27 protein-coding genes and 1 other RNA gene are annotated in these 24,456 nt (G+C 70.5%); 11 read left to right on the forward strand and 17 right to left on the reverse strand.

Annotated features, from left to right (window positions below; translation table 11 throughout):
* Positions 1–53 precede the first annotated feature (53 nt).
* Positions 54–1,730 (reverse strand): alkaline phosphatase D family protein, encoded by a 1,677-nt coding sequence (locus H9Y04_RS07705; RefSeq protein WP_187812900.1) that lies wholly within the window; start codon positions 1,728–1,730, stop codon positions 54–56.
* Between the two features lie 134 nt (positions 1,731–1,864).
* Between H9Y04_RS07705 and H9Y04_RS07710 the strand changes: the two genes are divergently transcribed.
* Both H9Y04_RS07710 and H9Y04_RS07715 read left to right on the forward strand, forming a co-directional pair.
* Positions 1,865–2,617: an SDR family oxidoreductase gene (locus H9Y04_RS07710; RefSeq protein ID WP_187812901.1), complete on the forward strand. Its 753-nt coding sequence runs from the start codon at positions 1,865–1,867 to the stop codon at positions 2,615–2,617.
* Positions 2,618–3,261: 644 nt separating this feature from the next.
* The gene (locus H9Y04_RS07715) at positions 3,262–4,104 is read left to right on the forward strand and encodes a PhzF family phenazine biosynthesis protein (protein WP_187812902.1); all 843 of its coding nucleotides are present in this window, start codon (positions 3,262–3,264) and stop codon (positions 4,102–4,104) included.
* Positions 4,105–4,120: 16 nt separating this feature from the next.
* Here H9Y04_RS07715 and H9Y04_RS07720 read toward each other — a convergent pair whose 3' ends face one another.
* The 3 genes from H9Y04_RS07720 to H9Y04_RS07730 all read right to left on the reverse strand — a co-directional run bounded on the left by H9Y04_RS07720 (position 4,121) and on the right by H9Y04_RS07730 (position 7,275).
* Positions 4,121–5,338: a cytochrome P450 gene (locus tag H9Y04_RS07720; protein ID WP_187812903.1), complete on the reverse strand. Its 1,218-nt coding sequence runs from the start codon at positions 5,336–5,338 to the stop codon at positions 4,121–4,123.
* Positions 5,335–5,997, reverse strand: coding sequence for a TetR/AcrR family transcriptional regulator (locus H9Y04_RS07725; RefSeq protein WP_187812904.1), 663 nt, complete (start codon positions 5,995–5,997; stop codon positions 5,335–5,337). The genes H9Y04_RS07720 and H9Y04_RS07725 overlap by 4 nt, the downstream gene beginning before the upstream one ends.
* A gap of 282 nt (positions 5,998–6,279) precedes the next feature.
* Positions 6,280–7,275, reverse strand: a complete 996-nt coding sequence (locus H9Y04_RS07730; protein ID WP_187812905.1) for an aldo/keto reductase — start codon at positions 7,273–7,275, stop codon at positions 6,280–6,282.
* A gap of 190 nt (positions 7,276–7,465) precedes the next feature.
* Here H9Y04_RS07730 and H9Y04_RS07735 point away from each other — a divergent pair, with 190 nt between their 5' ends.
* The 3 genes from H9Y04_RS07735 to H9Y04_RS07745 all read left to right on the forward strand — a co-directional run bounded on the left by H9Y04_RS07735 (position 7,466) and on the right by H9Y04_RS07745 (position 9,663).
* Positions 7,466–8,380, forward strand: coding sequence for a glycosyltransferase family 2 protein (locus tag H9Y04_RS07735; RefSeq protein WP_187812906.1), 915 nt, complete (start codon positions 7,466–7,468; stop codon positions 8,378–8,380).
* A 123-nt stretch (positions 8,381–8,503) separates the two neighbouring features.
* Entirely contained in the window at positions 8,504–8,722 is a 219-nt protein-coding gene (locus tag H9Y04_RS07740; protein ID WP_187812907.1) for a DUF4287 domain-containing protein, read from the forward strand.
* A gap of 152 nt (positions 8,723–8,874) precedes the next feature.
* On the forward strand, positions 8,875–9,663 hold the full coding sequence (locus H9Y04_RS07745) for a polysaccharide deacetylase family protein (protein WP_187812908.1): 789 nt from the start codon (positions 8,875–8,877) through the stop codon (positions 9,661–9,663).
* Here H9Y04_RS07745 and H9Y04_RS07750 read toward each other — a convergent pair.
* Both H9Y04_RS07750 and H9Y04_RS07755 read right to left on the reverse strand, forming a co-directional pair.
* A complete protein-coding gene (locus H9Y04_RS07750; RefSeq protein ID WP_187812909.1) occupies positions 9,602–9,856 on the reverse strand; it encodes a hypothetical protein in 255 nt (84 codons plus the stop codon). The genes H9Y04_RS07745 and H9Y04_RS07750 overlap by 62 nt on opposite strands.
* Positions 9,853–10,791 (reverse strand): hypothetical protein, encoded by a 939-nt coding sequence (locus tag H9Y04_RS07755; RefSeq protein WP_187812910.1) that lies wholly within the window; start codon positions 10,789–10,791, stop codon positions 9,853–9,855. The genes H9Y04_RS07750 and H9Y04_RS07755 overlap by 4 nt, the downstream gene beginning before the upstream one ends.
* Positions 10,792–11,008: 217 nt before the next feature.
* Here H9Y04_RS07755 and H9Y04_RS07760 point away from each other — a divergent pair, with 217 nt between their 5' ends.
* Positions 11,009–11,494: a hypothetical protein gene (locus tag H9Y04_RS07760; RefSeq protein WP_187812911.1), complete on the forward strand. Its 486-nt coding sequence runs from the start codon at positions 11,009–11,011 to the stop codon at positions 11,492–11,494.
* A gap of 49 nt (positions 11,495–11,543) precedes the next feature.
* On the opposite strand, the gene H9Y04_RS07765 is transcribed toward H9Y04_RS07760, so the two are convergent.
* From H9Y04_RS07765 to H9Y04_RS07780, 4 genes are all read right to left on the reverse strand, one after another.
* Positions 11,544–12,176, reverse strand: a complete 633-nt coding sequence (locus H9Y04_RS07765) for an SMI1/KNR4 family protein (protein ID WP_236070615.1) — start codon at positions 12,174–12,176, stop codon at positions 11,544–11,546.
* Entirely contained in the window at positions 12,173–12,817 is a 645-nt protein-coding gene (locus tag H9Y04_RS07770; protein ID WP_236070677.1) for a class I SAM-dependent methyltransferase, read from the reverse strand. The genes H9Y04_RS07765 and H9Y04_RS07770 overlap by 4 nt, the downstream gene beginning before the upstream one ends.
* Before the next feature lie 113 nt (positions 12,818–12,930).
* On the reverse strand, positions 12,931–13,383 hold the full coding sequence (locus H9Y04_RS07775; RefSeq protein WP_187812912.1) for a YdeI/OmpD-associated family protein: 453 nt from the start codon (positions 13,381–13,383) through the stop codon (positions 12,931–12,933).
* Positions 13,380–13,994 (reverse strand): VOC family protein, encoded by a 615-nt coding sequence (locus H9Y04_RS07780; protein ID WP_187812913.1) that lies wholly within the window; start codon positions 13,992–13,994, stop codon positions 13,380–13,382. The genes H9Y04_RS07775 and H9Y04_RS07780 overlap by 4 nt, the downstream gene beginning before the upstream one ends.
* Positions 13,995–14,111: 117 nt before the next feature.
* Between H9Y04_RS07780 and rnpB the strand changes: the two genes are divergently transcribed.
* An RNA gene (gene rnpB / locus H9Y04_RS07785) (RNase P RNA component class A) lies at positions 14,112–14,513 on the forward strand.
* A gap of 373 nt (positions 14,514–14,886) precedes the next feature.
* Positions 14,887–15,423 (forward strand): hypothetical protein, encoded by a 537-nt coding sequence (locus tag H9Y04_RS07790; RefSeq protein ID WP_214660895.1) that lies wholly within the window; start codon positions 14,887–14,889, stop codon positions 15,421–15,423.
* A gap of 92 nt (positions 15,424–15,515) precedes the next feature.
* Here the strand turns inward: H9Y04_RS07790 and H9Y04_RS07795 are convergent, their stop codons facing one another.
* A complete protein-coding gene (locus tag H9Y04_RS07795; RefSeq protein WP_187812914.1) occupies positions 15,516–16,319 on the reverse strand; it encodes an alpha/beta fold hydrolase in 804 nt (267 codons plus the stop codon).
* Positions 16,320–16,482: 163 nt separating this feature from the next.
* On the opposite strand from H9Y04_RS07795, the gene H9Y04_RS07800 reads away from it, so the two are divergent.
* Entirely contained in the window at positions 16,483–17,091 is a 609-nt protein-coding gene (locus H9Y04_RS07800; RefSeq protein ID WP_214660896.1) for a TetR/AcrR family transcriptional regulator, read from the forward strand.
* 47 nt (positions 17,092–17,138) lie between these two features.
* Here H9Y04_RS07800 and H9Y04_RS07805 read toward each other — a convergent pair whose 3' ends face one another.
* The 5 genes from H9Y04_RS07805 to H9Y04_RS07825 all read right to left on the reverse strand — a co-directional run bounded on the left by H9Y04_RS07805 (position 17,139) and on the right by H9Y04_RS07825 (position 21,446).
* Positions 17,139–18,041, reverse strand: a complete 903-nt coding sequence (locus H9Y04_RS07805) for a carbohydrate ABC transporter permease (protein ID WP_187812916.1) — start codon at positions 18,039–18,041, stop codon at positions 17,139–17,141.
* Positions 18,038–18,997, reverse strand: a complete 960-nt coding sequence (locus H9Y04_RS07810) for a carbohydrate ABC transporter permease (protein WP_187812917.1) — start codon at positions 18,995–18,997, stop codon at positions 18,038–18,040. Before H9Y04_RS07810 ends, H9Y04_RS07805 begins: the two co-directional genes overlap by 4 nt.
* Positions 18,994–20,337 carry an extracellular solute-binding protein gene (locus H9Y04_RS07815; RefSeq protein WP_187812918.1) on the reverse strand — a complete coding sequence of 448 codons (1,344 nt, stop codon included), beginning with the start codon at positions 20,335–20,337 and terminating at the stop codon, positions 18,994–18,996. Before H9Y04_RS07815 ends, H9Y04_RS07810 begins: the two co-directional genes overlap by 4 nt.
* 172 nt (positions 20,338–20,509) lie before the next feature.
* Entirely contained in the window at positions 20,510–21,034 is a 525-nt protein-coding gene (locus tag H9Y04_RS07820; RefSeq protein ID WP_308800893.1) for a TetR/AcrR family transcriptional regulator, read from the reverse strand.
* A complete protein-coding gene (locus H9Y04_RS07825) occupies positions 21,027–21,446 on the reverse strand; it encodes a DUF4260 family protein (protein WP_187812919.1) in 420 nt (139 codons plus the stop codon). The genes H9Y04_RS07820 and H9Y04_RS07825 overlap by 8 nt, the downstream gene beginning before the upstream one ends.
* A 137-nt stretch (positions 21,447–21,583) precedes the next feature.
* On the opposite strand from H9Y04_RS07825, the gene H9Y04_RS07830 reads away from it, so the two are divergent.
* Together H9Y04_RS07830 and H9Y04_RS07835 are read left to right on the forward strand one after the other, a co-directional pair.
* Complete coding sequence (locus H9Y04_RS07830; protein WP_187812920.1) at positions 21,584–22,360, forward strand: MerR family transcriptional regulator; 777 nt, start codon at positions 21,584–21,586, stop codon at positions 22,358–22,360.
* Positions 22,357–23,007, forward strand: coding sequence for a hypothetical protein (locus H9Y04_RS07835; protein ID WP_187812921.1), 651 nt, complete (start codon positions 22,357–22,359; stop codon positions 23,005–23,007). The genes H9Y04_RS07830 and H9Y04_RS07835 overlap by 4 nt, the downstream gene beginning before the upstream one ends.
* Here the strand turns inward: H9Y04_RS07835 and H9Y04_RS07840 are convergent.
* Positions 22,958–24,400: an RNB domain-containing ribonuclease gene (locus H9Y04_RS07840; RefSeq protein ID WP_187812922.1), complete on the reverse strand. Its 1,443-nt coding sequence runs from the start codon at positions 24,398–24,400 to the stop codon at positions 22,958–22,960. The two genes, H9Y04_RS07835 and H9Y04_RS07840, sit on opposite strands and share 50 nt — an antisense overlap.
* Between the last annotated feature and the right edge of the window lie 56 nt (positions 24,401–24,456).

Here is a 24,456-nt window from a genome sequence, read left to right on the forward strand (position 1 = left end):
CCGAAGCGTCGCGGCCCCGGACGGCAGACACTGTCCGGGGCCGCGAGGGTTCATCAGGCGGGCTGCAGACCGGGGTTGCCGGACTCGGTCACGAACGACGCAGCCGTGCTGATCGGCGCGCCCGGCTGCAACACGTAGGGCACGGTCCGGTAGTCGGCCCGCGCCTCGTCGCGGCCCAGGTCGACGGTCACGTATCCACGCCGGCCGTTGTAGAACTTCAGGTGCGGATTGGCCTTCGTGTACGTCTCCCAGCTGGAGGGCTTGTCGGCGCCGTCGCGGCCGCTGGAGATGGAGGTCGCGACGATCTCGGTGCCGACGACCCGCGAGGCCGGGTTGTCGAAGTCCTCCAGGATGTCGAAGGCGTAGCCGACGTGCACATCGCCGGTGAGGACCATGAAGTTCTCCAGGCCCGCGTCCCGTACCCCGTCGAGCAGCCGCCGGCGCGAGGCGCGGTAGCCGTCCCAGGAGTCCATGCTGAGCTTGGCGACCGGGTTGAGGTCGAGCTTGCGCTGGGAGAACGTGACCTGCTGCGGGACCACGTTCCAGCGGGCGCGCGAGCGCCGCCACCCGTCGAGCAGCCAGCGCTCCTGCGTCTCGCCGGTCATGGTGCGCGCCGGGTCGTCGATCTCCGGACCGGGGATGTCGGTGCCGTCGCCGTACGCCTGGTTGGTGCGGTACTGGCGGGTGTCGAGGATGTCGAACTGGGCGTGCCGGCCGAAGTGGATCCGGCGGTAGAGCTGCATGTCCGGGCCCTCGGGGCGCTGCGGGCGGCGCAGCGGCTGGTTCTCCCAGTACGCGCGGTAGGCGGCGGCCCTGCGGAGCAGGAACTCCTCCGGGGGCACGTCGTTCTCGGGGGTCTCGTCCGCGTAGTTGTTCTCGGTCTCGTGGTCGTCCCAGGTGACGACGAAGGGGTGCGCGGCGTGTGCGGCCATCAGGTCGGGGTCCGACTTGTAGAGGCCGTACCGCATCCGGTAGTCCTCGAGCGTGACGGTCTCGCGGTTGTAGTGGGCGGGCAGGACGCGGTCCGTGTAGTTGCGGTTTCCGCCCGTCGAGGTGACCGCGTACTCGTAGAGGTAGTCGCCGAGATGGAAGACGACATCGATGTCCTCCTCGGCCAGATGCCGGTACGCGGTCCAGTAGCCGTCGTGGTACGCCTGGCAGGACACGGCGGCCAGCTTCAGGCCGTTGAGCTGGGCCCCGAAGCCGGGCGCGGTGCGGGTGCGGCCGGTCGGGCTGATCCAACTGCCCACGCGGAAGCGGTAGTAGTAGATCCGGTCCTCGCCGAGGTGATCGACCTCGACATGGACGGAGTGGCTGAACTCGGGGTGTGCGAGCTCGGTGCCGCGGCGGGCTATCCGGCGGAAGCCCTCGTCGTGGGCGACCTGCCACTCCACGGCGACGCGCTCGGCGGGCAGTCCGCCGTCGGCGGCGTACGGCTGGGGCGCGAGTCTCGTCCACAGCAGGACGGAGCCGGGCCGCGGATCGCCGGAGGCGACACCGAGCGTGAACGGGTTCTCCGTGATCCTGCGGGCGTCCAGCTCGGCGGCGTGCGCGACGCCGCCGCCCGGCAGGTTGGTGGCGAAGGCCAGTGCGGCGGCGGCGCCCGTGACGGTCAGGAAGCGGCGACGGCCCAAGTGGCGGGCTGCGGCGTGCAGTTCGGGGCTGTGCTGGGGCCGGGTCCCGCTCCGGGGCTGCGTCTGGGTCCGGGACTGCTGTGCGGCGGAAGTCATCCGCGTCCTCCCCTGGCTGGCGTGTGTCAGGGGAATTCGAGTGGCGGGGGACGACGGTGGGCTGTCGCGTACAGGACAATCACATGGCGGACAGATGAGCGCTCCGTGCCGGGTGGGACGTAAGGTGCGGGGCCATGACGGAGACGAAGATTGCGGTGGTGACCGGCGCGGGATCCGGGATCGGCCGCGCGGTGGCCCTGGAGCTGGCGGCGTGCGGCTGGTCGCTCGCGCTGGCCGGGCGCCGGGTGGAGGCGCTGGAGGAGACGGCCTCGCTGGCCGGGTCGGCGGATGTGGTGTGCGTAGGGACGAACGTGTCCGAACCCGCCGATGTCGCCGAGCTGTTCGCCACGGCCGTCTCGCGCTTCGGCCGGCTCGACCTGCTCTTCAACAACGCCGGTACGTTCGGGCCCGGCGGCGTCCCCCTCGACGAGCTGTCGTACGACGCGTGGCGCCATGTGGTGGACGTCAATCTGAACGGTGCGTTCCTGTGCGCGCAGGCCGCGTTCCGCCAGTACAAGGCGCAGTCGCCGCAAGGCGGGCGGATCATCAACAACGGGTCGATCTCGGCGCAGGTGCCCCGGCCGCACTCGGTCGCCTACACGGCGACGAAGCACGCTATGACGGGCCTGACCAAGTCCCTGTCCCTGGACGGGCGTCCGTACCGGATCGCCGCGTCGCAGATCGACATCGGCAACGCCGCGACGGACATGACCGCACGGATGCAGTCGGGGATCCTCCAGGCCAACGGCGAACTGGCCCCGGAGCCGGTCATGGACGTGGCGGACGTCGCGCGCCAGATCCGCTTCATGGCGGAGCTGCCCCTGGAGGCGAACGTCCAGTTCGCGACGGTCCTGGCCACGAATATGCCGTTCATCGGGCGGGGTTGAGGGTCGGATCGTTCCGGGCGAGGTGACGCTCGGGGCGTGGGGCGTGCAGCAGTCGCCCGGGCTCGCGCTTCGGGGGTGCAGGGGGCCCAGCCCTCGCCCGGGCTCGCGCTTCCGGGGTGCAGGGGGCCCAGCCCTCACCCAGGCTCGCGCTTCGGGGTGCAGGGGGCGGAGCCCCCGCCCAGGCCCGGGGCGCGGGGGTGCAGGGGGCGGAGCCCACGCCAGGCCCAGGGTGCGGGTTCGCTGTCGGCTGCGGGCCGTTGCGCCTGCGGGCCGTTGCGCCTGCGGCGGGCCTTCTTCCCCACCCCGCCCCTTCCCGAAACCGGGGGCTCCGCCCCCGGGCCCCCTGTTGTGGAGCCCCCAGGGTGGGTGGGGCCGCGGGGGCTTCGCCCCCTGCACCCCCTCTTGGGGCTTCGCCCCTTGCCCCCACTGGGGGCTCTGCCCCCAGACCCCCTCTGGGGCTGCGCCCCCAGACCCCGCCGCGCTGAACGCGCTCGTCCTCAAACGCCGGACGGGCTGAATACTCAGCCCCTGCGGCGATTGAGCAGATCCGAGCGAAGCTCGGATGCCGGGGTCTGGGGCGGAGCCACAGTTTCGGGAAGGGGCGGGGTGCGGAAGAAAAGGCCTTGGCCATAGGTTGGGGCGGCATGAGCCCTGAGACCCGTACCGACGTGCTGCGTTACACCGCATTCTCCGGCGACCCCGCCGGCGGCAACCCCGCCGGCGTCGTCCTGGACGCCACCGGACTGACCGACGCCGAGATGCTCGCGATCGCCGCGGACCTCGGCTACAGCGAGAGCGCCTTCCTGTACCCCGACCACACCCTCCGGTTCTTCTCCCCGAAGGCCGAGGTCGCCTTCTGCGGTCACGCCACCGTCGCCACCGCCGTGGCCCTCGCCCACCACCAGGGCGGCCCCGCCGCGTACGTGTTCAAGACGCCCGCGGGCGAGATCCCCGTGACCACGGAGGAGATCGACGGCGAGCTGCGCGCCACGCTCACCAGCGTCGAGCCGCACATCGAGGACGTCGACCCGGCCGACCTCACCGAGGCCCTCGCCGCCCTCGACTGGGCGGCCGAGGACCTCGACCCCGCCCTGCCGCCCCGTATCGCCTTCGCCGGCAACAACCACCTCGTCATCTCCGCCGCCACGCGCGAGCGCCTCGCCGCACTCGACTACGACTTCGAACGCCTCAAGTCCCTGATGGAGCGCCTGGACCTGACCACGGTCCAGCTCGTCCACCGCGCGGGCGAGACCACCTTCCACGTACGCGACCCGTTCCCCATCGGGGGCGTGGTCGAGGACCCCGCGACGGGCGCGGCCGCCGTGGCCTTCGGCGCGTACGCACGCGAACTCGCCCTGGTGAAGGAGGAGTCGGTGCTGACCCTCCACCAGGGCGAGGACATGGGCAGGCCGGGCGTGCTCACCGTGACGCTGCGCGCCGGCGACCCGAGGGTCCGGGTCTCCGGCACGGCAGTCGCGATCAGCTGAGCTGTACGGGCAGCTCTCAGCTGAAACGTACGGGCAGGTACTTGATCCCGTTGATGAAGTCCGAGCGCATCCGCCGCGGCTCCCCCGTCAGTTCGACGGTGGGGCAGCGGCGGAGCAGCGCCCGCAGCTGGGCGTTGATCTCGGTACGGGCCAGACCCGAGCCCAGACAGAAGTGCGGTCCGCCGCCGCCGAACGTCACGTGGTCGTTCGGGGTGCGGCGCGGGTCGAAGACCTGCGGGTTCTCGAAGACGTCCTCGTCACGGTTGCCCGAGGTGTAGAAGAGCACCGCCTTCTGGCCCTCGCGGATCTTCACTCCCCGCACCTCGGTGTCCCGCGTGGCCGTACGGCGGAAGTTGTGGATCGAGCCGTTCCAGCGCAGGAACTCCTCGGTGGCCGACCGCCACAGCGCGTCGTCCTCGACATTGCGGGCCAGGTCCTCGCGCAGCGCGTCGTTCTGGGCGAGCTCCAGCATCGCGCCGGCCAGCAAATTGCGGGTGGTCTCGTTGCCCGCCACGATCAGCGTCACGAAGAACATGTTGATCTCGTGCGTGGTCAGCCGCTCGCCGTCCACCTCACCGTGCACGAGCGCGCTCATGATGTCGTCGCGCGGGTCGTTCTGCCGGTCCTCGGCGAGCTGGTTGCAGCGCAGATAGATCTCGCCGGCCGCGATCTGGCCGTCCTCGGGGGTGGTGCGGAAGTCCGGGTCCTGGAAACCGACCATGCGGTTGGACCAGTTGAAGATGTTGTCCTCGTCCTCCTCCGGAATGCCCATCATCTCGCAGATGATCTGCAGCGGGAGGCGGGCCGCGATGGTCTCCACGAACTCGACCTCGGCCCCCGGCTCGACCTGCTGCGCGAGCAGATCCGCACGGCGCTTGATGTCCTCGGTGAGCTTGCGGACCATGCGCGGCGCGAACGCCGCGTTGACCAGCTTGCGGAAGCGGCTGTGCTTGGGCGGGTCCATGCCGACGAGGGTGAGGGCGAGGTTCTCCAGGGACTGGTCCGTCTGGTCCCGTATGAAGAAGGAGCCCTTCTCGACCGACCACAGCTCGGGGTCGCGGCTCAGCTTGATGATGTCCTCGTGCTTGGTGATCGCGAAGAAGCCCTCCCCGTCCGGGAGTTCGTGCCAGTGGACGGGGTCCTCGCGGCGCAGCACCGCGAACTGCTCATGCGGGACTTCACGGGCCCAGGTGTCCTCGAGCAGATTGATCTCGTTCAGTGCGGGTGCCGTCATGGCCGAGCCTCCTTCGGGGTTTGTTCCGTACGGGGTGACGCGGGGGGCGAGCCGCCGGGGGTGCGCAGTCCGAGCAGGGTGCTCAGCGCGTGCACGACCAGCTCCTCCGGTACGGCGTCGGGGTCGAGCCGGTGCTGCAGCGCGCAGCCGAGCAGGGCACCGAGCACCAGCGCCCCCGCCTCGTCCGGTGCGTACGGCAGCTCGGTTCCGGTGGCTTCCGCCCAGTCGGCGAGGCCTTCGCCGAGCTGGCCGCGGATCTCGGCGAAGCGGCGGGCGATCAGCGGTCCGAAGACCGGGTCGCGGGCGCCGTGCTGCCACAGTTCGATCTCCAGGAGCAGCCAGGCCTCGCCGCGGTCCTCGGCGGGTGCGGTGATCGCCTCCCACATCGCGGCGAAGTGCGGTGCGGGGTCGGGCAGTTGGTGGATCTCGGCGGTCAGCCGTTCGACGGTGCGCTGTTTCCACACCTCGAGCAAGGCGAGGAGCAGCCCCTCCTTGCCGCCGAAGTGGCTGTACAGCGCGCCGGTCGTGCGGTCCGCCGCGTCCGCCACCGCCTCGGCGGACACGGCGTGGAACCCCTTGCGCGCGAACAGCTCGGCGGCGGCGTCGATCAGCCGGGTCCGGGTCTCGGTCTTGCGCTGCTCCTGGGTGCGGCGCGCCACTGTGCCCCCTCCGGCCGGCATGACGGTGCCCTGCCGGGTCGCCGTCGAGTCCCTGGTTGCCGGGGCCACTTATATCGGGGCTCCGACATAAGTAGAGGTACTCATATTCCTGACGGGTCGTCAATCCTTTGCGCGCGTATTACTGACGGCTCGTCAATCCTCGCTCCCCGGCCCGTCCATCACTCCCCAGGACTCCCCCACTCGCCCTGCCCCACTCGCCCTGCCCCACTCCCACTCCCCCTCCCCCTCCCCGCCAGCTGCTCCCACGCTCGCGTCCACCCGTCACTTCGTCCCGCGCGCGAGGATCCGCTCCACCTCCACGAGCTGGCCGGGCGTCAGCGGACCGTGCGCGAGAGCGCCCGCGTTCTGTTCCACCTGGGCGACCGTGCGGAAGCCGGGGATCGGGATCGTGCGCGGGCTCCTGGCCCACAGCCAGGCGAGCGCGCCCTGCGCGAGCGTGCGGCCACCGCTCGTGAGGATCTCCCGTACGGCCTCGACCCGCGCCAGCCACTCCTCGTCCGGCGCACCGCCCTCCTTGAACCCGGGCAGCCACTCGGGCGCCGCACCGCGGATGTCACCGGCACCGGGAGTCGCGCCGTCCGCGTACTTGCCGGTGAGCAGGCCCATGGCCAGGGGGCTGCGGTTGACCGACGCGAGCTGCAACTCCTCGCAGAGGGCGAGCAGTTCGGGTGCGTCCTGCAGCACGTTGCACCGATGCTGCACGGCCACGCACGCCGCACCCTGCGCGAAGACCCGGGCGCGCTCGGGATCGTCGGTGCTCCACGCGTACGAGCGGATCAGCCCTTCCCGTACGAACTCCTCGCACTGCTCGCGCAGTTCGGCCGCGCGCTGCGGGTCCGCTTCGGAGAGGTGGAGCTGGTAGAGGTCGATGCGGTCGGTCCCGAGCCGGCGCAACGAGGCGGTGAGGGCCTGCCGCTGATACGCGAGTGAGTCGTCGCCGCCGATGAGGGTCCTGCTGTCCTCGTCGAAGAGGTTGCCCCACTTGGTGGCGACGACGACCTCGTCGCGCCGCTTGCCGAGGGCCTTGCCGAGGATGCGCTCGCTGTGGCCGGCGCCGTAGGTGTCGGCCGTGTCGAAGAACGTGATGCCCAGGTCGAGGGCGCGGCGCACGGCCCGTACGGACTCCTCGTCGTCCACCTTGCCCCAGCCGAGCGGCTGCCCCGCGGTGTCCCACCACTCGCCGCCGATGGCCCAGCAGCCGAGGCCGAGCGCGCTGACGGAGAGTTTGCCGAGTTCTCGTGCAGTCATGGTCGTCATGCGCCGGACGCTAGACCTTGAAGCGCACACGAAGGCAAGACACGATCTCCCGCGCGGTCGCCCGTATGACACGCGGTCGGCCCGTGTGAACAGTCTTCGCCGCGCGGGCGTACTCCTGCTGAACGGTTACCATCGCCCCCATCGCGCCACCCCCCGCCCCTGACGGCGCGTCCGGAGTTCAGGAGTGCACGTGAGCGAGCCCCGTCTTGCCATCGCCATCGTGACCATGGGCAACAGGCCCCGCGAGGTCGCCGCCCTGCTCGACTCGGTGGCCAAGCAGAATGTCGCGCCCGCGCGGATCGTCATCGTCGGCAACGGTGCGCGGCTCGGCGGATTCCCGGATCTGCCCGGCGAGTTGACGGTCATCGAGACCGAGGAGAACCTCGGCTGCCCCGGCGGTCGCAATGTCGCGCTCGCCCGGCTGCGGGAGTTCGGGGACGTCGACGTGGTCGTCGAGCTGGACGACGACGGGCTGCTCGTCGACGCGGATGTGTTCCGCAAGGTCCGCGACCTGTTCGCCGCCGACGCCCGGCTCGGCATCGTCGGCTTCCGTATCGCCGACGAGCACGGCGAGACCCAGCGTCGCCACGTACCGCGCCTTCGGGCGGGCGATCCGATGCGGCGCGGACTCGTCACCTCCTTCCTCGGCGGCGGGCACGCGTTCTCGATGAGGATGCTCGGCGAGACGGGCGACTGGCCCGCCGACTTCTTCTTCACGCACGAGGAGACCGATCTGGCCTGGCGTGCGCTGGACGCCGGCTGGAAGGTGCTCTACGAGCCGGAGCTGCTGCTCCAGCACCCCAAGACCTCACCGGCCCGGCATGCGGTCTACTTCCGGATGACCGCCCGCAACCGCGTCTGGCTCGCACGCCGCCGTCTGCCGCTCCCGCTCGCCCCCGTCTACCTCGGCATCTGGACCCTGCTCACCCTGGCCCGTACCGCCAAGGCCCTCCTCGGCCCCGACCGCGTCACCACCCTGCGCGGCCTGCGCGCCTGGGCCGGGGGCTTCGCGGAAGGCCTGCGCACCCCGTGCGGGGCGCGGCGGCCGATGCGGTGGCGGACGGTCTGGCGGATGACGCGGCTCGGGCGGCCGCCGGTGATCTGAGGCGGCACGGACGGCTTGTGATCCACATCACTCGCCGGTGCCGATGAGTCCGCAGCTCACCCGGGGTCTCCCCTACGACAGACGCCACCGAGCGCCCACCGCACACTCGCCCGAGGAGACACCATGGCCACCACCCCCGCCGCGAAGGGCCCCGCGAGCTACTTCCCGTCGATCGAGAAGAAGTACGGCCGTCCCATCGCGGAGTGGCAGGACCTCATCCGCGCATCGCCCCTGACCCGCCACATGGAGCTCGTCAACTGGCTCAAGACCGAGCACGGCCTGGGGCATGGCCACGCCAACGCGCTGGTGGCGCACACGCTCGCGGAGTCCCGTACGAACTGAGCCGGCTTTCGTCACGAGCCGAATCGGCCCATGTGTCCAGATAAATATGGACACATGGCGGTGATCTGTCCCACGTTCCGGTCCATCGGGAACCTCCGGCTCGTCCTCCCCCTCCTACCTGGCGCTCCAGCAGGTGACCGGGGGGAAGACCCATGCACACTCGTCCGTCGACCAGTCATGCCCGAACGAAGCGCCGCAGGGCGAGCGCCGCGCTGGCGGTGCCCCTGCTCGCGGCCCTCGCGTTCCTGAGCGGCTGCGGCACCGACCCGATCTCGCCGAGCGACGTACGGGCCGACGCGGCGGACGACGGCAAGGGGAAGTTCGGCACGGTGGACTGCCGCAAGGCCAAGTGCATCGCGCTGACCTTCGACGCGGGGCCCGGCAAGGACACACCCGAGCTGCTCGACACCCTCAAGGAGGAGAAGGTCCCCGCGACGTTCTTCCTGCTCGGCAAGAACCACGTGAAGAAGTACCCCGACGTGGTCAGGCGGCTGGCCGACGAGGGCCACGAGGTCGCCAACCACACCTGGACGCACGGCATCCTCACCGGTCTGACCACCGACGAGATCCGCGCCGAGCTCGGCCGTACGCAGCAGGCCATCAAGGACATCACCGGCAAGGAGCCGACCCTGATGCGCCCGCCCCAGGGGCGTACCGACGAGGACGTCACGCGGGTGTGCAAGGAGCTGGGCCTGTCCCAGATCCTGTGGAGCGTGACGGCCAAGGACTACTCGACCAAGGACTCGGCCCTCATCAAGAAGCGCGTCCTCGAACAGGCGGACCGCGACGGCATCATCCTGCTCCACGACATCTACGACGGCACGGTCCCGGCGGTCCCCGGCATCATCAAGTCCCTCAAGGCCGAGGGCTATACGTTCGTCACGGTGCCTCAGCTGATGGCGCCGGCGACGCCGGAGCCGGGGACGGTGTACCGGCCGTAGCGCCGGTCCGCTCGAACTCCCCGAGCAGGGCGTCCAGTTCGGCGCAGGCGCGGCGGCTCGGCCGGGGCGGGGGCAGCGGGCGGCCTCGTACGATACGGGCCACGAGCAGCGAGAACGGGTGCAGGAACACCAGGACCAGGAGGGGGCCGAGGAGGAGGCCGGCCAGGGCGCGGGACCAGTCGACGGTGTTCATGCGGTGGCCTCCGTACGGTCGTTGTCGTCGCCGTCGCCATTGCCGTTGCCGTTGCCGTCGCCGTGGTCCACCTCGAAGGTGGGCCATTCCACGAAGGCCCGGAGCAGGTCGTCGGCGTCCCATTCGAGGGCCGCCGCGCCGTAGCCGGACGTACGGAACACCGCCTTGGTCTCGAACTCGGTCCGGTAGTACGGCACTTCACCCGCCTGCGTCCATACGAGCAGGGGCGCGGGGGTTCCGTCGGCGCAGTTCCGGCAGACGGTGACGAAGTCGTCGTCCACCAGGGCGTCTTCGGGGCTCTCGGCCGTGCAGGCCTCCGGCGGACAGAGCACGCGTTCGGTGCCGCGTGCGTGCAGCGGGTGATGGAAGCAGGGCCGGTCGAGCGTGAGTGCGGTGCCCTCGGTGAGACAGGCCAGCGCCTGCATCCCGATCCGGCTGACCTCCAGGGACCCGACCACATCGGTCAGGGCGATCCCCTCCTCCGCCCTGCGGTCGTAGGGCCTTCCGGCCCGCTGCTCGAACTCGGCCAGTTGCTCGGCGGTGGGCACGGTGTCGGGCGGCAGGCAGTCCTCGAGGAAGTCGTCGGCGGCGGAGAGCGCCAGCGCCGCGTAGGCGCCCTCCTGCGGGCCGTCCTGGCCACGGGTCTCCACGAGGTTGACGGTGAGGGGCTCGGGGACGGGCAGACCCGCGTCCCTCGCACACCGCACCGCCCGCGCCAGCGCATCACGGCGCCGCACGGCCAGCTCGTACAGAGCGGCATAGGAGTACGCGGGCAGATCGGGCGCCGACCCCCAGTCGACCGCGGGACGCTCGCTCCCGCGCCGGCGCCGCGGCCACAACGGCAGGTCGGTGAACCGGTACAGCAGCGAGAGGGTCAGGGTCAGCAGCGCGGTGGCCGCCGTGATGATCATGGCTGTGCGTTCCGTGGTGCCCATCGGCCTCCCCGTTCCTCGGCCCTGCACCCTAGCCCCGCGCGTCACGCTCGCGGTCGGCGGGCCCGGGAACGGTGGGCGGCCCGGGAACGGCGGGCCAGGAACGGCGGGCGGCCCTGGAACGGTCGGCGGGCCCTGGAACGGTCGGCGGGCCCGGGACGGTCGGCGGGCCCGGGAAACCGAGGTGCACGGGGGCGGTCCGCGGCCTAGCGTGCGGGGTATGCGCGTCGTCTACACCAAGGGCCCCGGCACGAGTTACGAGATCGCGGTCCACCGCGACGCCGGCCCGGAGCTCGCCCCTCGCAACGGCCCCGGCGGTCACCCGTATCTCCCGCATGACCTGGTGCATTTCGTGGTGGAGTCCGTCGCGGGCATCGAACTCGGCGTGTACGGACGGCTCGCGGCCGGCGACAACGGACTGTTCTGGCCCGCCGATCCGGCCGAGCGCACGAAAGCGATGCGCCGCCGGAGGACCAAACCCGGGAAGCCGACACCCAAGGCCTCGGCGGACATGGGCCGTTCGGAGGAGCTCGCGGGCATCGCCGTACCGGTGTGGGAGCTGCGCCGCGGCTTCGCCGAGACGCTGCCCGCCTACGTACCGTCGCCGCTGCCGCCGGTCGTCGAGCGCATCGTCGACGCACTGGACACGTACGCGGACCGGTGGCACGGGCTGCCGGTGGGCGGATCGCTGGAAGTGACCTGGTAGCAGCGGGGGCGGCTCGGGATCGGCCTCGGCCCCTCGGCGCTCGCGCCTGTCAGGACCTGGGCTGCGCGAGCATCGTGAAGAAGGGGCCGTCGGGTGCGAAGTTCCTGGAGTGGGTGAGCATCTCCTCGCCCCCCACCGACTCCGCGCCGCGCAGATACGCCCGCATCCACTCGTTGAACGTCACCGGGTACTCGACGTAGCCGAACTCGTCGTGCTCGATGACGCCCACGGCCCAGTCCCGCGCCCCGTCCCGCGGCACCCGGAAGTAGACCATCTCGCCGGTGGCGGAGTGCGCCCAGGGAAACATCTCCCCCGGCCCTGTGCCGATCGGATACGGCGGCATCATGTCCTCGGGCCAGTCCTCGTAGAACTCCTGCTCCTCGCGGATGTTCTCGCCCAGGTTGTGCCAGGCCGTCGCGGGGTGGAACAGCGTCAGCTGGTTGTTGATCAGAACCGCGCCGTACGCGTCGGCGAACTCCTTGTAGTCCGCGGGGAATTCGACCCCGTGCCGCTGTTCGAGGGCCGACCAGGCCTGCGGATCCGCCCCGCGGAAGGCCGGCTCCCCGAGCAGAGCGCGCAGCTCGCCGAATGTCACGCCAGTCACCGCTGTCTCGGCTGCCTCGGCTGCCAGGGCGTCCCCGTCCGGCATGTCATGCCCCCTCGTCGACAGCTGGGCGGTCATCCAAGCACGGTCTGCGTCACCCGCCACAGCCGCCTGGGGAGTTCGCCCTCCTCGAAGGCGTGGACCTCGTCGAGGGACCAGCCGGCGGCGAGCGAGTCGACCAGTGCGCGCGGGAAGAAGTGGACGGCGAAACCGCCGTGTTCGTGGATGTCGTCGCCGTGGTCGATGCCCGCGCCGTAGTGGGCGTCGCCGGTGTGCCGGACCGTGTAGACGAGAGTGCCGCCCGGGCGGAGCACCCGGCGGATCTCCGCGACCGCGGCCTCGATCTCCTTCGTCGACAGCGCCATGCAGAGCAGCATGTGCGCGAAGACCGCGTCGACCGAGGCGTCGGGCAGCGGCAGCGGTGTGCGTACGTCGTGGACGGTGCAGGTCACCCGTTCCGCGACGCCCTGCGCGGCCGCAGCGTCGCGCAGCTGTGCCAGGCCGGTGGCGGAGAAGTCCGTGGCGTGCACGGTGAAGCCCGCGCGGGCGAAGTACAGGGCGTCGCGGCCGTGCCCGGCGCCGAGTTCGAGCACGGTCCGTGCCTTCGCCGCCCGGAACACGGCGGCGGCATGCAGCGCGGGAGCGCTGGGCTCCTCCCCGTACATCCCGGGGTGCGCCCCATAGGTCTGCTGCCAGTGCGCCCGCTGCACCTCGGCCAGCTCACCGCCCGCCTCGCCCGCGCTCTTGCCGTCCGCCTCGCCCGCGCTCTTGCCGCCCGCCTCGCCCGCGCCCTTGCCGTCCGCCTCGCCCGCGCCCTTGCCGCCCGCTTCGCTCACGCCGCGCCGCCCGCTTCCGCGCGCAGCGTCTCCAGCGCCTTCTCGATGCGGCGCAGCCGCGTCTCCGGCTTCTTCGCCCCGTCGACCGCCAGCACATGCTGCCGCTTACGGCCCTGCGGCAGACGGTCGTACGCGGCGCGCGCGGCCGGATCCGCGTCCAGTGCGCGGGCGAAGTCCTCGGGCTCGGTGATGACGCGGGGCTCGGTGTCGAGTCGCAGATCGACCTCGACCTCCTCGCCGATCTCGACGCCCGCGGCCGCCCGGTTGGCGTTGGACAGACCGAGCAGGCAGCGGCCGCGCATGATCGCGACGCGGCTGCGCCAGGTATGGCCGTTGATCGTGATGGTGACCGGCGGGCGCTTGCCGCCGCCGAGCTGTTCGACGAGCTCGGCCGGCACCTCGAGCCCGTTCATCGGCTCGGGCGGCTCCACGTACGTACGGAACTTCATGCCGCACTCTCCCACTCGAACCCGTCGGGGTCGGTGAACGCCCCGAGATCGGAGCCGATCAGCAGGCGGTGCGATCCGCTGCCCTCGGTCGCGACACCGGCGACCTTGCCCAGGCCCTTGCGCGGGTAGAGCGACAGCTTGACCGGGCTGTCGGCGGCCTCGAACTCGGTGTACCGGCCGCCGAAGCTCTTGCCCACCTTGAGCCCGCGCTCGACGTAGAACTGCTTGCTGGCTGCCATGTCCGCGACACCGAGGAGCAGCACGACCTCGTCGATCTTCCGTACGTCCGGACCGGTGTCCTTCTTCGACGAGCTGACCAGCTGCCAGACCGTGCCGTCCGGCGCCTGGACCACGCCGCCGAAGCCCCAGAGCGACTTCTTGGCGGGCTTGAGCTCCTTGGCGCCGGCGGCGATGGCGTCGTTGAACAGTCCGATGACGATCGACGGCTGGGAGACCACGAGCGAGACCGTGAAACCACGGAAACCGCTGGTCGGAGCCTCGGAGCCCTGGACGCGGAGCTGCTTGCCGTCCAGGCCGAAGGCGTCGGCGTAGAAACGCTGGGCGGCCGCGGGGTCGGCGGCCTCGATGGTGAGGTACTCGATGTTCGTCATGTCTCTCAAGCTAGCCAGGGGGCGCAGGGCAGCGCTTCTCGAAAGCTGACCGATGCCGCCGGCGGGCTCGTGTGATCGCCGGACCCGTCCCGGCCGGTACGATGGCGGCACGGCGGACGAGCCGGCCGGGCGGCCGCGGCGGAGATCTTCGGATCCCCGGCGAGGAACGTCCGGGCTCCACAGAGCAGGGTGGTGGGTAACGCCCACCCGGGGTGACCCGCGGGACAGTGCCACAGAAAGCAGACCGCCGGGAGCTTCGGCTCACGGTAAGGGTGAAACGGTGGTGTAAGAGACCACCAGCGCCCGAGGTGACTCGGGCGGCTAGGTAAACCCCACCCGGAGCAAGGTCAAGAGGGAGCACCTCGGTGCTCCTGCGCGGACGTTCGAGGGCTGCTCGCCCGAGTCCGCGGGTAGACCGCACGAGGCCGGCAGCAATGCCGGCCCTAGATGGATGGCCGCCTCCCCCTGGGCCGCAAGACCCTGGGGAGACAGAACCCGGCGTACAGGCCGACTCGTCCGCCTTTATGGCTCTGAACTGGGGTTTCTCCCCGGGCAGGGCCATTTTGCGGTACGAGGGGGCGTCCTGATGGACTTGGACGCTGTGGGTTGCGTAGACGACAGCACCTTCGTAGGCCGCACGCCCGGCTCCGCATCTCTCGAACGCCGCCACACGTACCCACCGCAATCGAGTACGTCGATGCCCTCGCCCCTCCCCACTGACGGATTCGCGGAACGCATTGAGCAGTTGACCGCGACACCGTAGTCCGGCACCTCGGTGCACTGGCATCTGGGACCGCTACAACTGGGACAAGGACAGATCGTCCGCCGATCCAGGAGACCCCGGGCGGAGCGGGACGCGTACCGACGTCTCCCGTGGCGAAGAGGAAAACCGATGAACGAACGGCACAAACCACGTGGTCGCGTGCAAGCGCGCATCAGGCGCACGATGTTCCCGCTACTGATCGCGATGGGCGCCGTCTCCGCCTGCACTTCTGGGGCCGATGGGGACGTGTCCAGGCAGCAGGTCTCCGACACGTACTGGAAGAAGGACGCCGGAGCCAAAGAAGTATCCGCCGCGATAAAGATCGAAATTCCGGCCGATGCCACCGAAGCGAAAGGGGCGGTTCGGGTAAACCCCCAGGAGGATCAGTACCTGCTCTCCTTCGTCACCAGCACCACCCAGGCCAAGGCAACGGCAGATCTGCTCCACGCGGAGGATCCGCTGAGCAGCACTCACAAGGGAACCGCGTCAGGAGAGGTGTTCAAGCATCTCGGGCTGCCTGCCCCCGAATCCCTGAATCCGGTCCAGTGGACGGGAGTATGCCCGCCGTGCGTGAGTGACGCGTCGCGGAGCGCCTTCCAGTGGATCGAAATCTACGTCGAGCCCCTCCCGAGCGAGAAGGCTCGCGTATATCTCCAGGCGTTTTGAGGATCGCATCCAGCGCAAGAAAGAGAACTCGCATGCGATCTCAACGGGAGCCGGATATCCAAAACTGCCGGCCGGCGTGCTGGGGATCTTCCTCACTCCTGCTCCCCGGCAGCGAAGAAGCCGGTCAGGACGGGAGAGAGGATCTCGGGGGCGATGTTGTGTTCCTGGCCCGGGAAGACGTGCAGGGCGAAATTGTCGGCCAGCGCGGCGAGCTCTCGCGCCCCATCGAGCATGTGCGGTGCGCCCGCGTCCCCGCTGCCGACGAGAACGGGCACGGTCACGGACTGCCAGCGGTCGGCGGGCAGCGGCCGGCCGGACATGGTGTCCCCCATGACCTGGCCGTCGTAGGGCAGGGTGCGGGCGGCGGCCTCCATGCCCTCCCAGAAGGGGGCCTGGCGCATTCCCGCGACGACCTCGGCGGGCATGCCCACCGCCGCGGTCATGAAGTAGGCCGCCGCATCGCCGTACGCCTTCCGCTCCACGAGGTCCGTCAGGTGGGCGACGTAGTCGGCGGGCAGCGGCGGGCGGCTGTCGTCGGTGATGAAGGGCGGTTCGTACACGGCCAGCCGGGAGACCGCGCTGCCCCGGGCCACGGCCTCCAGCGCAAGTACGGCACCGGAGGACATCCCGAAGACCATCGCCTCGCCGCCCGCACGCCCGATCACTGCGTCCAGATCCTCGACCTCGCGCTGCACGTCGTACGTGGGGCTGTCCCCGCTGTCGCCGCGGCCCCGGCGGTCGTAGGTGAACACGGTGAAGTGCTCGGCCAGCAGACTGCCGAGTGCGGCGGAATCGCCGCGCGCCATGAACGCGCCGCCGACGAGCACGACAGCGGGGCCGGAGCCCTGCTGCTCGTAGGCGATGGCCGTGCCGTCGGCAGAGAACACCTTGTCCATGAGGAATCACTCCAGATTTCTGCGCGGTGGACGGGGCAGGAAGCCCCGCGCTTGGGAACTGGACGGTACAGTACCCAAAAGAGTACTGGTCAGTCCAGTACTCTTCTCCGGGAGTCTGCGGGAGTCTGCGGGAGGACGAGGAGCAATGAAGAAGGAGTTGACGATGGACAGCCGTTCAGCGCGCAAGCACGAGGCGATCCTGGAGGCCGCGACCAGCGTTTTCCTGGACAAGGGGTACTCGGGCACGAGCATGGACGACATCGCGAAACTGGCCGCGGTGTCCAAGCAGACCGTCTACAAGCACTTCTCCGACAAGGAGAAGCTCTTCGCCGACATCGTCCTGGCCACGACCGACCGGCTCGACACCACGATCGATCTGCTGGCCGACCTCCCGACCGACGCGGCCGGCCTGGAAGAGAACCTCACCAAGCTCGCCCGTCAGTTCCTGACCGCGCTCACCGATCCCCGGGTGATCCAGCTCCGACGGTTGATCATCGCCAACGCCGATGTCTTCCCCGAGCTGGGAACCGAGTGGTACCAGCGGGGCTTCGAGCGAGGGCTCGCCACGCTGGCGGCGACCTTCCAACGGCTGACCGACCAGGGGCTGCTGCGGATCGACGACACGCTCCTGGCCGCGAACCACTTCTCGGGCCTGCTGCTGTGGATCCCGGTGAACAAGGCCATGTTCACCGGCAGCACCCAGCACACCGAGGCCGACCTCGACCGCCTCGCCACGGCCGGCACCCGCGCCTTCCTCGCGGCGTACCGCTGACCGCCGCACCACCACCTTCGCGCCGCATCCGCACCGACAGGCCGCCCCTACTGCCCCGCCAGCCCCGTATGCGCCACCCCCCGCACGATCTGGCGCTGGAACAGGGCGAAGACGATGAGCAGCGGCAGGCCCGCGATGACCAGGGAGGCCATGACCTGGGAGTAGCGGACGCCGTACGTGGACTGGACGTTGACCAGGCCCACCGGCAGGGTCATGCCGTTGGGGTCGGTGGTGACCAGGAACGGCCACAGGAAGTTGTTCCACGTCGAGATGAAGGTGAAGATCGCGACGGCGGCGAGCACGGGGCGCGACAGCGGCATGACGATGGTCCAGAACACCCGCCAGCGCCCGGCCCCGTCGCAGAAGGCCGCCTCCTCCAGTTCGCGCGGCACCCCTTCGAAGAACTTCACCAGGATGAACACCATGGCGGGTACGGCGACTTGGGGCAGGATCACGCCCCAGTAGGTGTCGACGAGGCCCAGGGCGGTCATCTCCGCGAACAGGGGGGCCATGAGGACCTGCGGCGGCACCATGATCCCGGCGAGGACGAGGCCGTAGAGCACCTTGCGGCCCTTGAAGTCGGTGCGCGCGAAACCGTACGCCGCCATCGCGCACAGGACGACGGTGAGCAGGGTCGTCATCACGGAGATGTAGGCGGTGTTGAACATCCAGCGCGGGATGTCACCGGCCGCCCACACCTTGTCGTACGCGTCCAGGGTGAGGGTGGAGCCGATCCAGGTCAGCGGGGTCTCGACCTCCTCGCCCATCGGCTTGAGCGAGGTGGCGAGGGCGTACAGGAGCGGTAGTACCCACACCAGGGCGAGTACGGACGCGAGGGCCAGCATGGCGATCCGGCCCCGGGTCCAGCGCGGGCGGCGGCCGGCCACCGGCGCGGCGGCGGCGAGGGTCTTCGTCGTGGCGCTCACCGCCTGGTCCGTCGTGGCGCTCATCGGCTGTTCTCCTCACGGGATCGGCGGGCCAGGCGCAGCTGGACGAGGGAGACGAGGACGATGAGGGCGAAGAAGATGTACGAGACGGCCGAGGCGTAGCCGATCCGGTAGCCGGTGAAGCCCTCCTGGTACACGTACAGGAGGATCGGCCGGGTGGCGTCGTCCGGGCCGCCCTGGGTCATGATGTAGATCTGGTCGAACACCTTGAGAGATGCGAGCAGTTGGAGCACCACGACGACCAAGGTGGTGCGGCGCAGCATCGGCAGGGTGACGTGCCGCAGGCGCTGCCAGGCGGTCGCGCCGTCCAGCTCGGCCGCCTCGTAGAGGTGTTGGGGTATGGACTGCAGCGCGGCGAGGTAGAGCAGGAAGTTGAAGCCGACGGTCCACCAGACGGTGGTGCCGACGATGGAGAGCATCGCGTAGCGCTCGTCGCTCAGCCAGCCGATGCCCGGTTCGAGGCCGAAGGTGGCCAGGAGCTGGTCGGCGAAGCCGAATTCGGCCGGATAGATGATCCACAGCCAGAGCAGTCCGACGATGCCGGACGGCAGCAGGAACGGTGCGAACCAGCTGAGCCGCCAGAGCCAGTCGACGAACCGCAGGCCGTGCGCGAGCAGCGCGAAGACGAGGCCGCACAGGACGAGCGGCACGGTCGAAAGGACCGTGAACCAGACCGTGTTCCACAGCGCGTCCCACATGCCGGGGTCGGTGAGCGCCTCGGCGTAGTTGTCGAAGCCGACGAACTCCCCACCGCTGCCGGTGATGTTGTCGTCCCCGAGGCTCATCTTGAGGCCGAGCACCACGGGCCACAGGAGGAACAGGGCGTACATGAGCAGGAAGGGCGCGGTGAAGGTGAGTCCGTGCTCGGTCCACGGGCGGCGGATGCCCCTGGCCGCGGGGGCGGAGTCCGCGGGCGGCGCGGCCGCGGCCGAGGGGGTCGCGGGTGCCGTGGCGGTCATGCCGTACCCCCTTCTCCGAGCGGGCTCGGGGTGTCGATGAGGTCCTGCAGCCGGTTCTTGGCCTCGTCCAGGGCGTTCTCGGGCGTACGGGCCCCTGTGGCCACGCTGGAGAAGACGGCGCCGAGCCGCTCGTGCATGGCCGAGGCGGAGCCCGCGAACCAGGCGGGCGGATCGAGCGCGACGTCGTCGATCACATCGCGGTACTCGGACTGCGGTTCCAGATCCAGATACGCCTTCTCGCTGAGCGTCGGCGTGTACGCGGGGACATGGCCGCCCGCCGCCCAGTCGGCGGAGTGCTTCAGCATCCAGGCGACGAAGCGGTGCGCGGCCCGGTTGCTCTCGCCGCCGCGCGCGTCCTGATGCGGCAGGACGAAGCTGTGCACGTCGGCCTGGGTGGTGGGGCGCCCGAAGATGCCCGGGATACGGGTCATGGAGAACGGGATCCCGCTCTCCTTGTACGTGGTGACCTCCCACTCGCCGTTGAGGAAGAACCCGGTCTTCCCCGCGTTGAAGATGCCGACGCTGCCCTGGTAGTCGGTACGCCGTACGGCGAGGCCCTCCTGCACCACGTCGCGCATGAACTCCAGTACGCGCAGGGCCTTTTCGTCGTCGATGGTGATGCGGGTGGCGTCGTCGTTCAGGAGGGTTCCGCCGGTCTGCGAGTACAGCGCGGAGAACACCCGCCACGGTCCGACGGCATCGCTGCCGAGCGTCTCGAACACGAGGGCCGGCTGTCCGGTCACCTTCTTGACGGCGCGCAGCGCGGCGTAGAACTCCTCCTGCCCGTTCAGGGTCTTGAGCTTGCCGTCCGCGCCGAGGAGCCCGGCCTGCTCGCATATCTCGGTCTGGTAGTAGAGCACCAGGGGGTGGGTGTCGAGCGGGACGGCGTACTGCTTGCCGTCGATCGTGCCGCGGTCCCAGATCTCCTGGGGAAAGTCGGCGGGCCGTACGCCGAACTCCTCGAGCAGGCCGAGGTCGAAGGGGTCGAGCAGCCGGCCGGGGCCGAAGCCGGTCAGCCGGGCCAGATGCAGGATGGCGACCTCGGGCGCCCGGCCGCCGGCGCCGGCCATGCCCAGCTTGGTGTAGTACGGCGCACCCCATTCGAGCTGCGCCGCCTCCAGGCCGATCGCGGGGTGCTCCTTGCCGAACCGGTCCAGCATCGCTGCCATGTTGACGCCGTCACCGCCGCCGAAGAGATGCCAGTAGCGCAGCAGGATCTTGTCCGCGCCCACGGTCCGCGGCGCGGCGCAGCCCGCCGCACCGGCGGACAGCGCGCCCGCGGCGGCGAGACTGCCCAGACCCGCGAGCACCTTCCTGCGGCTCAGGGGTGGGTGGCCCATTCCGACCTCCTGCGTTCGAAATTTCGAATGACGCTCGCAGCTTCGGACGGACCGTAAACTTGTCATGAGCAGGCGTCAATGACTCCCGCAGGCATTGGTTGAATCCTTGGCGATTCGGCGGCAGTTGGCGTCGCGGACAGTCACAGATCCGACGACAGCCGCCCCCGAGGGCTCACCCCTCGAAGACGTCCGCCCCCGCCTCCCAGGCGGCCGTCAGGTCGGCATCGGCGGGAAACCGGTCGTTGAGCTGCAGGATCACCATCCCGTGGGCGAAGGCCCAGGCCGCCCGCGCCATGTCCACATCGCCGCCGCACACGCGCAACAGGGGCGCCGCGGCACGGGCTTCGAGCCCCTCGGGGAGCGCCTCGCGCGGCAGGGAGCGCTCGGTGTTGAGGCGGTAGAGGTGCGGGTGCGCCAGGGCGTACGCGCGATAGGCCTTCATCAGCGAGGGCAGGGAGTCCGCGGCCGCTTCGAGGGCCTCGCCCGTCTCCTGGAGGCTGAGCACGATCAGTTCGAGCTCCAGCGCGGCCTTGTCCGGGAAGTGCTTGTACAGCGAGGGCGCCTTGATGCCCAGACGGTCGGCGAGCGCGCGCATGGTGAGCGCGGCCGCGCCGTGCTCTTCGAGCAGGGCACGGGCCTCGGTCACGATCTCTCGCTTGCGAGGGGTGAGCCTGTCGGTGGTGGGGCACTCAGACACGCTGGAAACCTTCCTTCGTCCGCAGTCCGTAGCCGAAGGCGCGATCGTACGAGATATGGGCGAGCCAGCCGCACAGGCCCGCGAAGAGGGCGGGTGCGTCCACCGGCAGGAACGTGTACGCAACGATCGAGGCGAATGGGATCAGCGCCCAGTGGGCGGCGTTGTAGTACGGGACCGCGCGGGGCGAGAGCTGTCCGCGGGCGAGGCCGGCCGATCCGCGGACGTCGACGAAGAGCGCGATGTCCGGGGCGAGGAAGAACGCGAAGGCCACCGCGGCGGCTGGCCAGCCGTGGTTGACACCCTCCACGATCGCGAAGGCCGTCCAGAACAGGGCGCCGGCGAGCCAGGCCGTCCGGCGGAGCTTCGTCGCCCAGGTCAGCGCGCGGGGCGCGTGCAGCGTTGCGGTGGTCATGGTGGTTCCCTTCCGGCCGGATCGAGCTCGGCTAACCGCGTTAGCCACCACCGTAAGGCTAACGTTGTTAGCCGTCAAGGGAGGCCCTGACGTGCCGCGCTTGACCTTGCCGCAGCGTCAGGGTTTCTACTGAGCACATGCGTATCGGCGAGATCGCCGCACTGGCCGGGGTCACCCCGCGCGCCGTGCGGCACTACCACCACCTCGGGCTGCTGCCCGAACCCGACCGGCTGCCCAACGGCTACCGCGACTACGGCGTCCGGCACGCCGTGGCGCTCGCCCGTATCCGGCGCCTCACCGAGCTGGGACTCGGGCTGCCCGAGGTGCGCGACGTGCTCGCCGACGACGAGGGGCGCGAACTGGCCGAGGTCCTGGAGGAGCTGGACGCGGATCTCGCCCGCCAGGAGGCCGCGATCGAGGAGCGCAGGGCGCGCCTGCGGGTGCTTCTCGAACAGGCGCGGGCCGGCACCCTGCCCGCCGAAGGTCCCGTGTCGCCGGGGCTCGCGGAGCTCCTGAGCGCGTTCTCGCCGAGCGGTTCGGCGAGCGCCGCCAAGGACCGCGAACACCTGACGCTGATCGACTCCATGGCGCCGCCGGAGGACCGCGACCGGATGCTCGCGGCGCTGCGCCCGCTCGCCGATGACCCCGAACTGGCCGCCAGGATCCATGAGTTGTACGTACGGCTCGACGCCCTGGCGGACGCAGGTGTGGCCGATCCGCGGATCGGCCCCCTTGCCGCCGACTTCGTCGCCGCCGTGCCGCGGGAGCTGCTCGACCTGTTCGACGGGGTGGGAGACGCGAGCCGCGAGCACCCGTTCGGGCAGGCGATGCTGGACGACTTCGCGCCCGCTCAGGCCGCGGTCGTACGGCAGTTCATGACGGCGCTCGCCGAGAGAGGAAGGAATGCGGAATGAGGAGCGCGACCACCTGGCGCGTGCTGAAGCGGCTCACCGTGCACGAGTTCAAGGCCTTCCACAGCCTGGGGCTGTGGATCGCACGCCGCCGCCATCAAGTAGGGCCCGGCGCCCACGGCGCGGGCTACACGCAGGCGCAGACCGCGCTGATCTTCGGCTTCCTGTTCGTCGCGGTCGTCGAGACCGTGGTGCTCCTGTTCCTGATCCCGTGGCCGCTGGTGCACGCCATCGTCACCTTCATCGATGTGTACGGGGTGATACAGATCCTCGGGCTGCACGCGGCCTGTGTGACCCGGCCCCATGTGGCGCAGCCGGACGGCTCGTTGAGGATCCGGTACGGGGCGCTGTTCGACGTGACGGCCCCGGCCGCGCTCATCCGCTCCGTACGGGTGGAACGGCGTTATCCGCAGGGCAAGCACTTCCAGCTGAGCGAGGACGGCGTGCTCGACGTGGTCATCGGCGGGCAGACGACGGTGACGGTCGAACTGACCGAACCGGTCTCCTTCGTACGGCCGTTGGGCAGCCGGGGCGAGGCCCGGGTGTTCCGCTTCAACGCGGACGATCCGGCCGCACTCGTGGCCGCGCACAAGCAGGCGCTCAAGCAGGCGCGAACTGCACCTTCGCCTTCCCCGGATCCGCTTGCGTGAGCCGCACCCGCAGCCGCTCCCCCAGCGGCAGCTTCGCCTCGCCGCCCTCGACCCGGGCGACCACGGCGGGGTCCTCCAACTGCACGGTGCCGACCGCCGGCTGACGGTCCTTCACATCGATCACGTACGCGTCGAAGACTTCGCCGACCCGGTCCTTGAGCAGCGCGGCCTCCACGATGTCCACGCACTCGCGCTCGATGCCGTTGGCCCGCCGGGTGCCGTCGGCCATCTCCTGCGGCAGGGCGTCCAGGGCGGCGAGCACCCACTCAGGGGGTTCCTTGCCGGCCACCGCGGCCACACAGATCTCGCTCGCATAGCGGTCCACGAGCCGGCGCAGCGGCGCGGTGCAGTGCGTGTACTCGTCCGCGACGGCCGCGTGGATTCGGGGATCGGGGAGCTCGCCGCCGGTGAAGACCGTGTAGCCCGCGCCCCGCAGCAGGCTGGTGCACTCCTGGAGGAAGGCCGCGTGGTTTCCGTTGCGGGGATCGAGTCCGCGGACGACGTCGGCGTACGGCATATGGCGCGGCCAGTCGATACCGAGGGCCTTCGCCGCGCGGCGCAGCCGGCCGACCGCACCCTGGGGCGCGGCGGGCAGGGTGCGCAGGATGCCAGTGCCGTGTCCGACCATGAGGTCGGCGGCCGCGGCGCCGGTGAGCAGGGAGATGTGCGCGTTCCAGCCGTCGGCCGGGAGCGGGGCGCGGTACTTGAGGTGGTAGCCGTCCTCGCGCTCGACGATCTCCTGCTCGGGGACGTTGAGCGAGATGCCGCCGCGGGCGATCTCCTGCCGGTCGCGGAGCAGGCCGATGTCCTTGAGCAGCGCGAGCGGCTCCTCCGCGGTGCCGTCGTCGATGGCCTGCTGCACTCCGGCGTAGTCGAGCTTGGCGCGGCTGCGGACCAGCGCGCGCTCGACGCGGGTCGCGGTCGGCGCGCCCTCCGCGTCGAGGTCGATGGTCCACAGGATCGCCGGGCAGTCCTGGTCGGGCAGCAGGCTCGCGGCACCCTCGGAGAGGGTGGGCGGGTGCAGGGGGACCTTCTCGTCGGGGAAGTAGAGCGTGGTGACGCGGGCGTGCGCCTCGCGGTCGAGCGCGCCGCCGGGCCTGACCCAGGCGGCGACATCGGCGATCGCGTAGCCGACCCGGAAGCCGCTGCCGCGCCGCTCCAGGAACATCGCCTGGTCCAGGTCCCTGGACGTGGGCGGGTCGATCGTGAAGAAGGGGATGTCGGTGGCGTCCCTGTGCCCGCTCAGGTCGGGCGACTTGACCACCGCATCGACCTCCGCGAGGACGTCGGCCGGAAACTCGGCCGGCACCTCCAGGCGCGTCCGCAGCTCGCGCAACGCCGCCCGCAGCGGGGCTTCGGCTGCGCCGGTCACATGCATATGGCGGCGAGGCATGAGTCGAGCGTAGGGCGGGCGGGGCGCGGACGCTCGCGGTCGGCGCACACGGAGTC

It is taken from the genome of Streptomyces polyasparticus (genome assembly GCF_014493765.1).
Lineage (GTDB): Bacteria > Actinomycetota > Actinomycetes > Streptomycetales > Streptomycetaceae > Streptomyces > Streptomyces polyasparticus.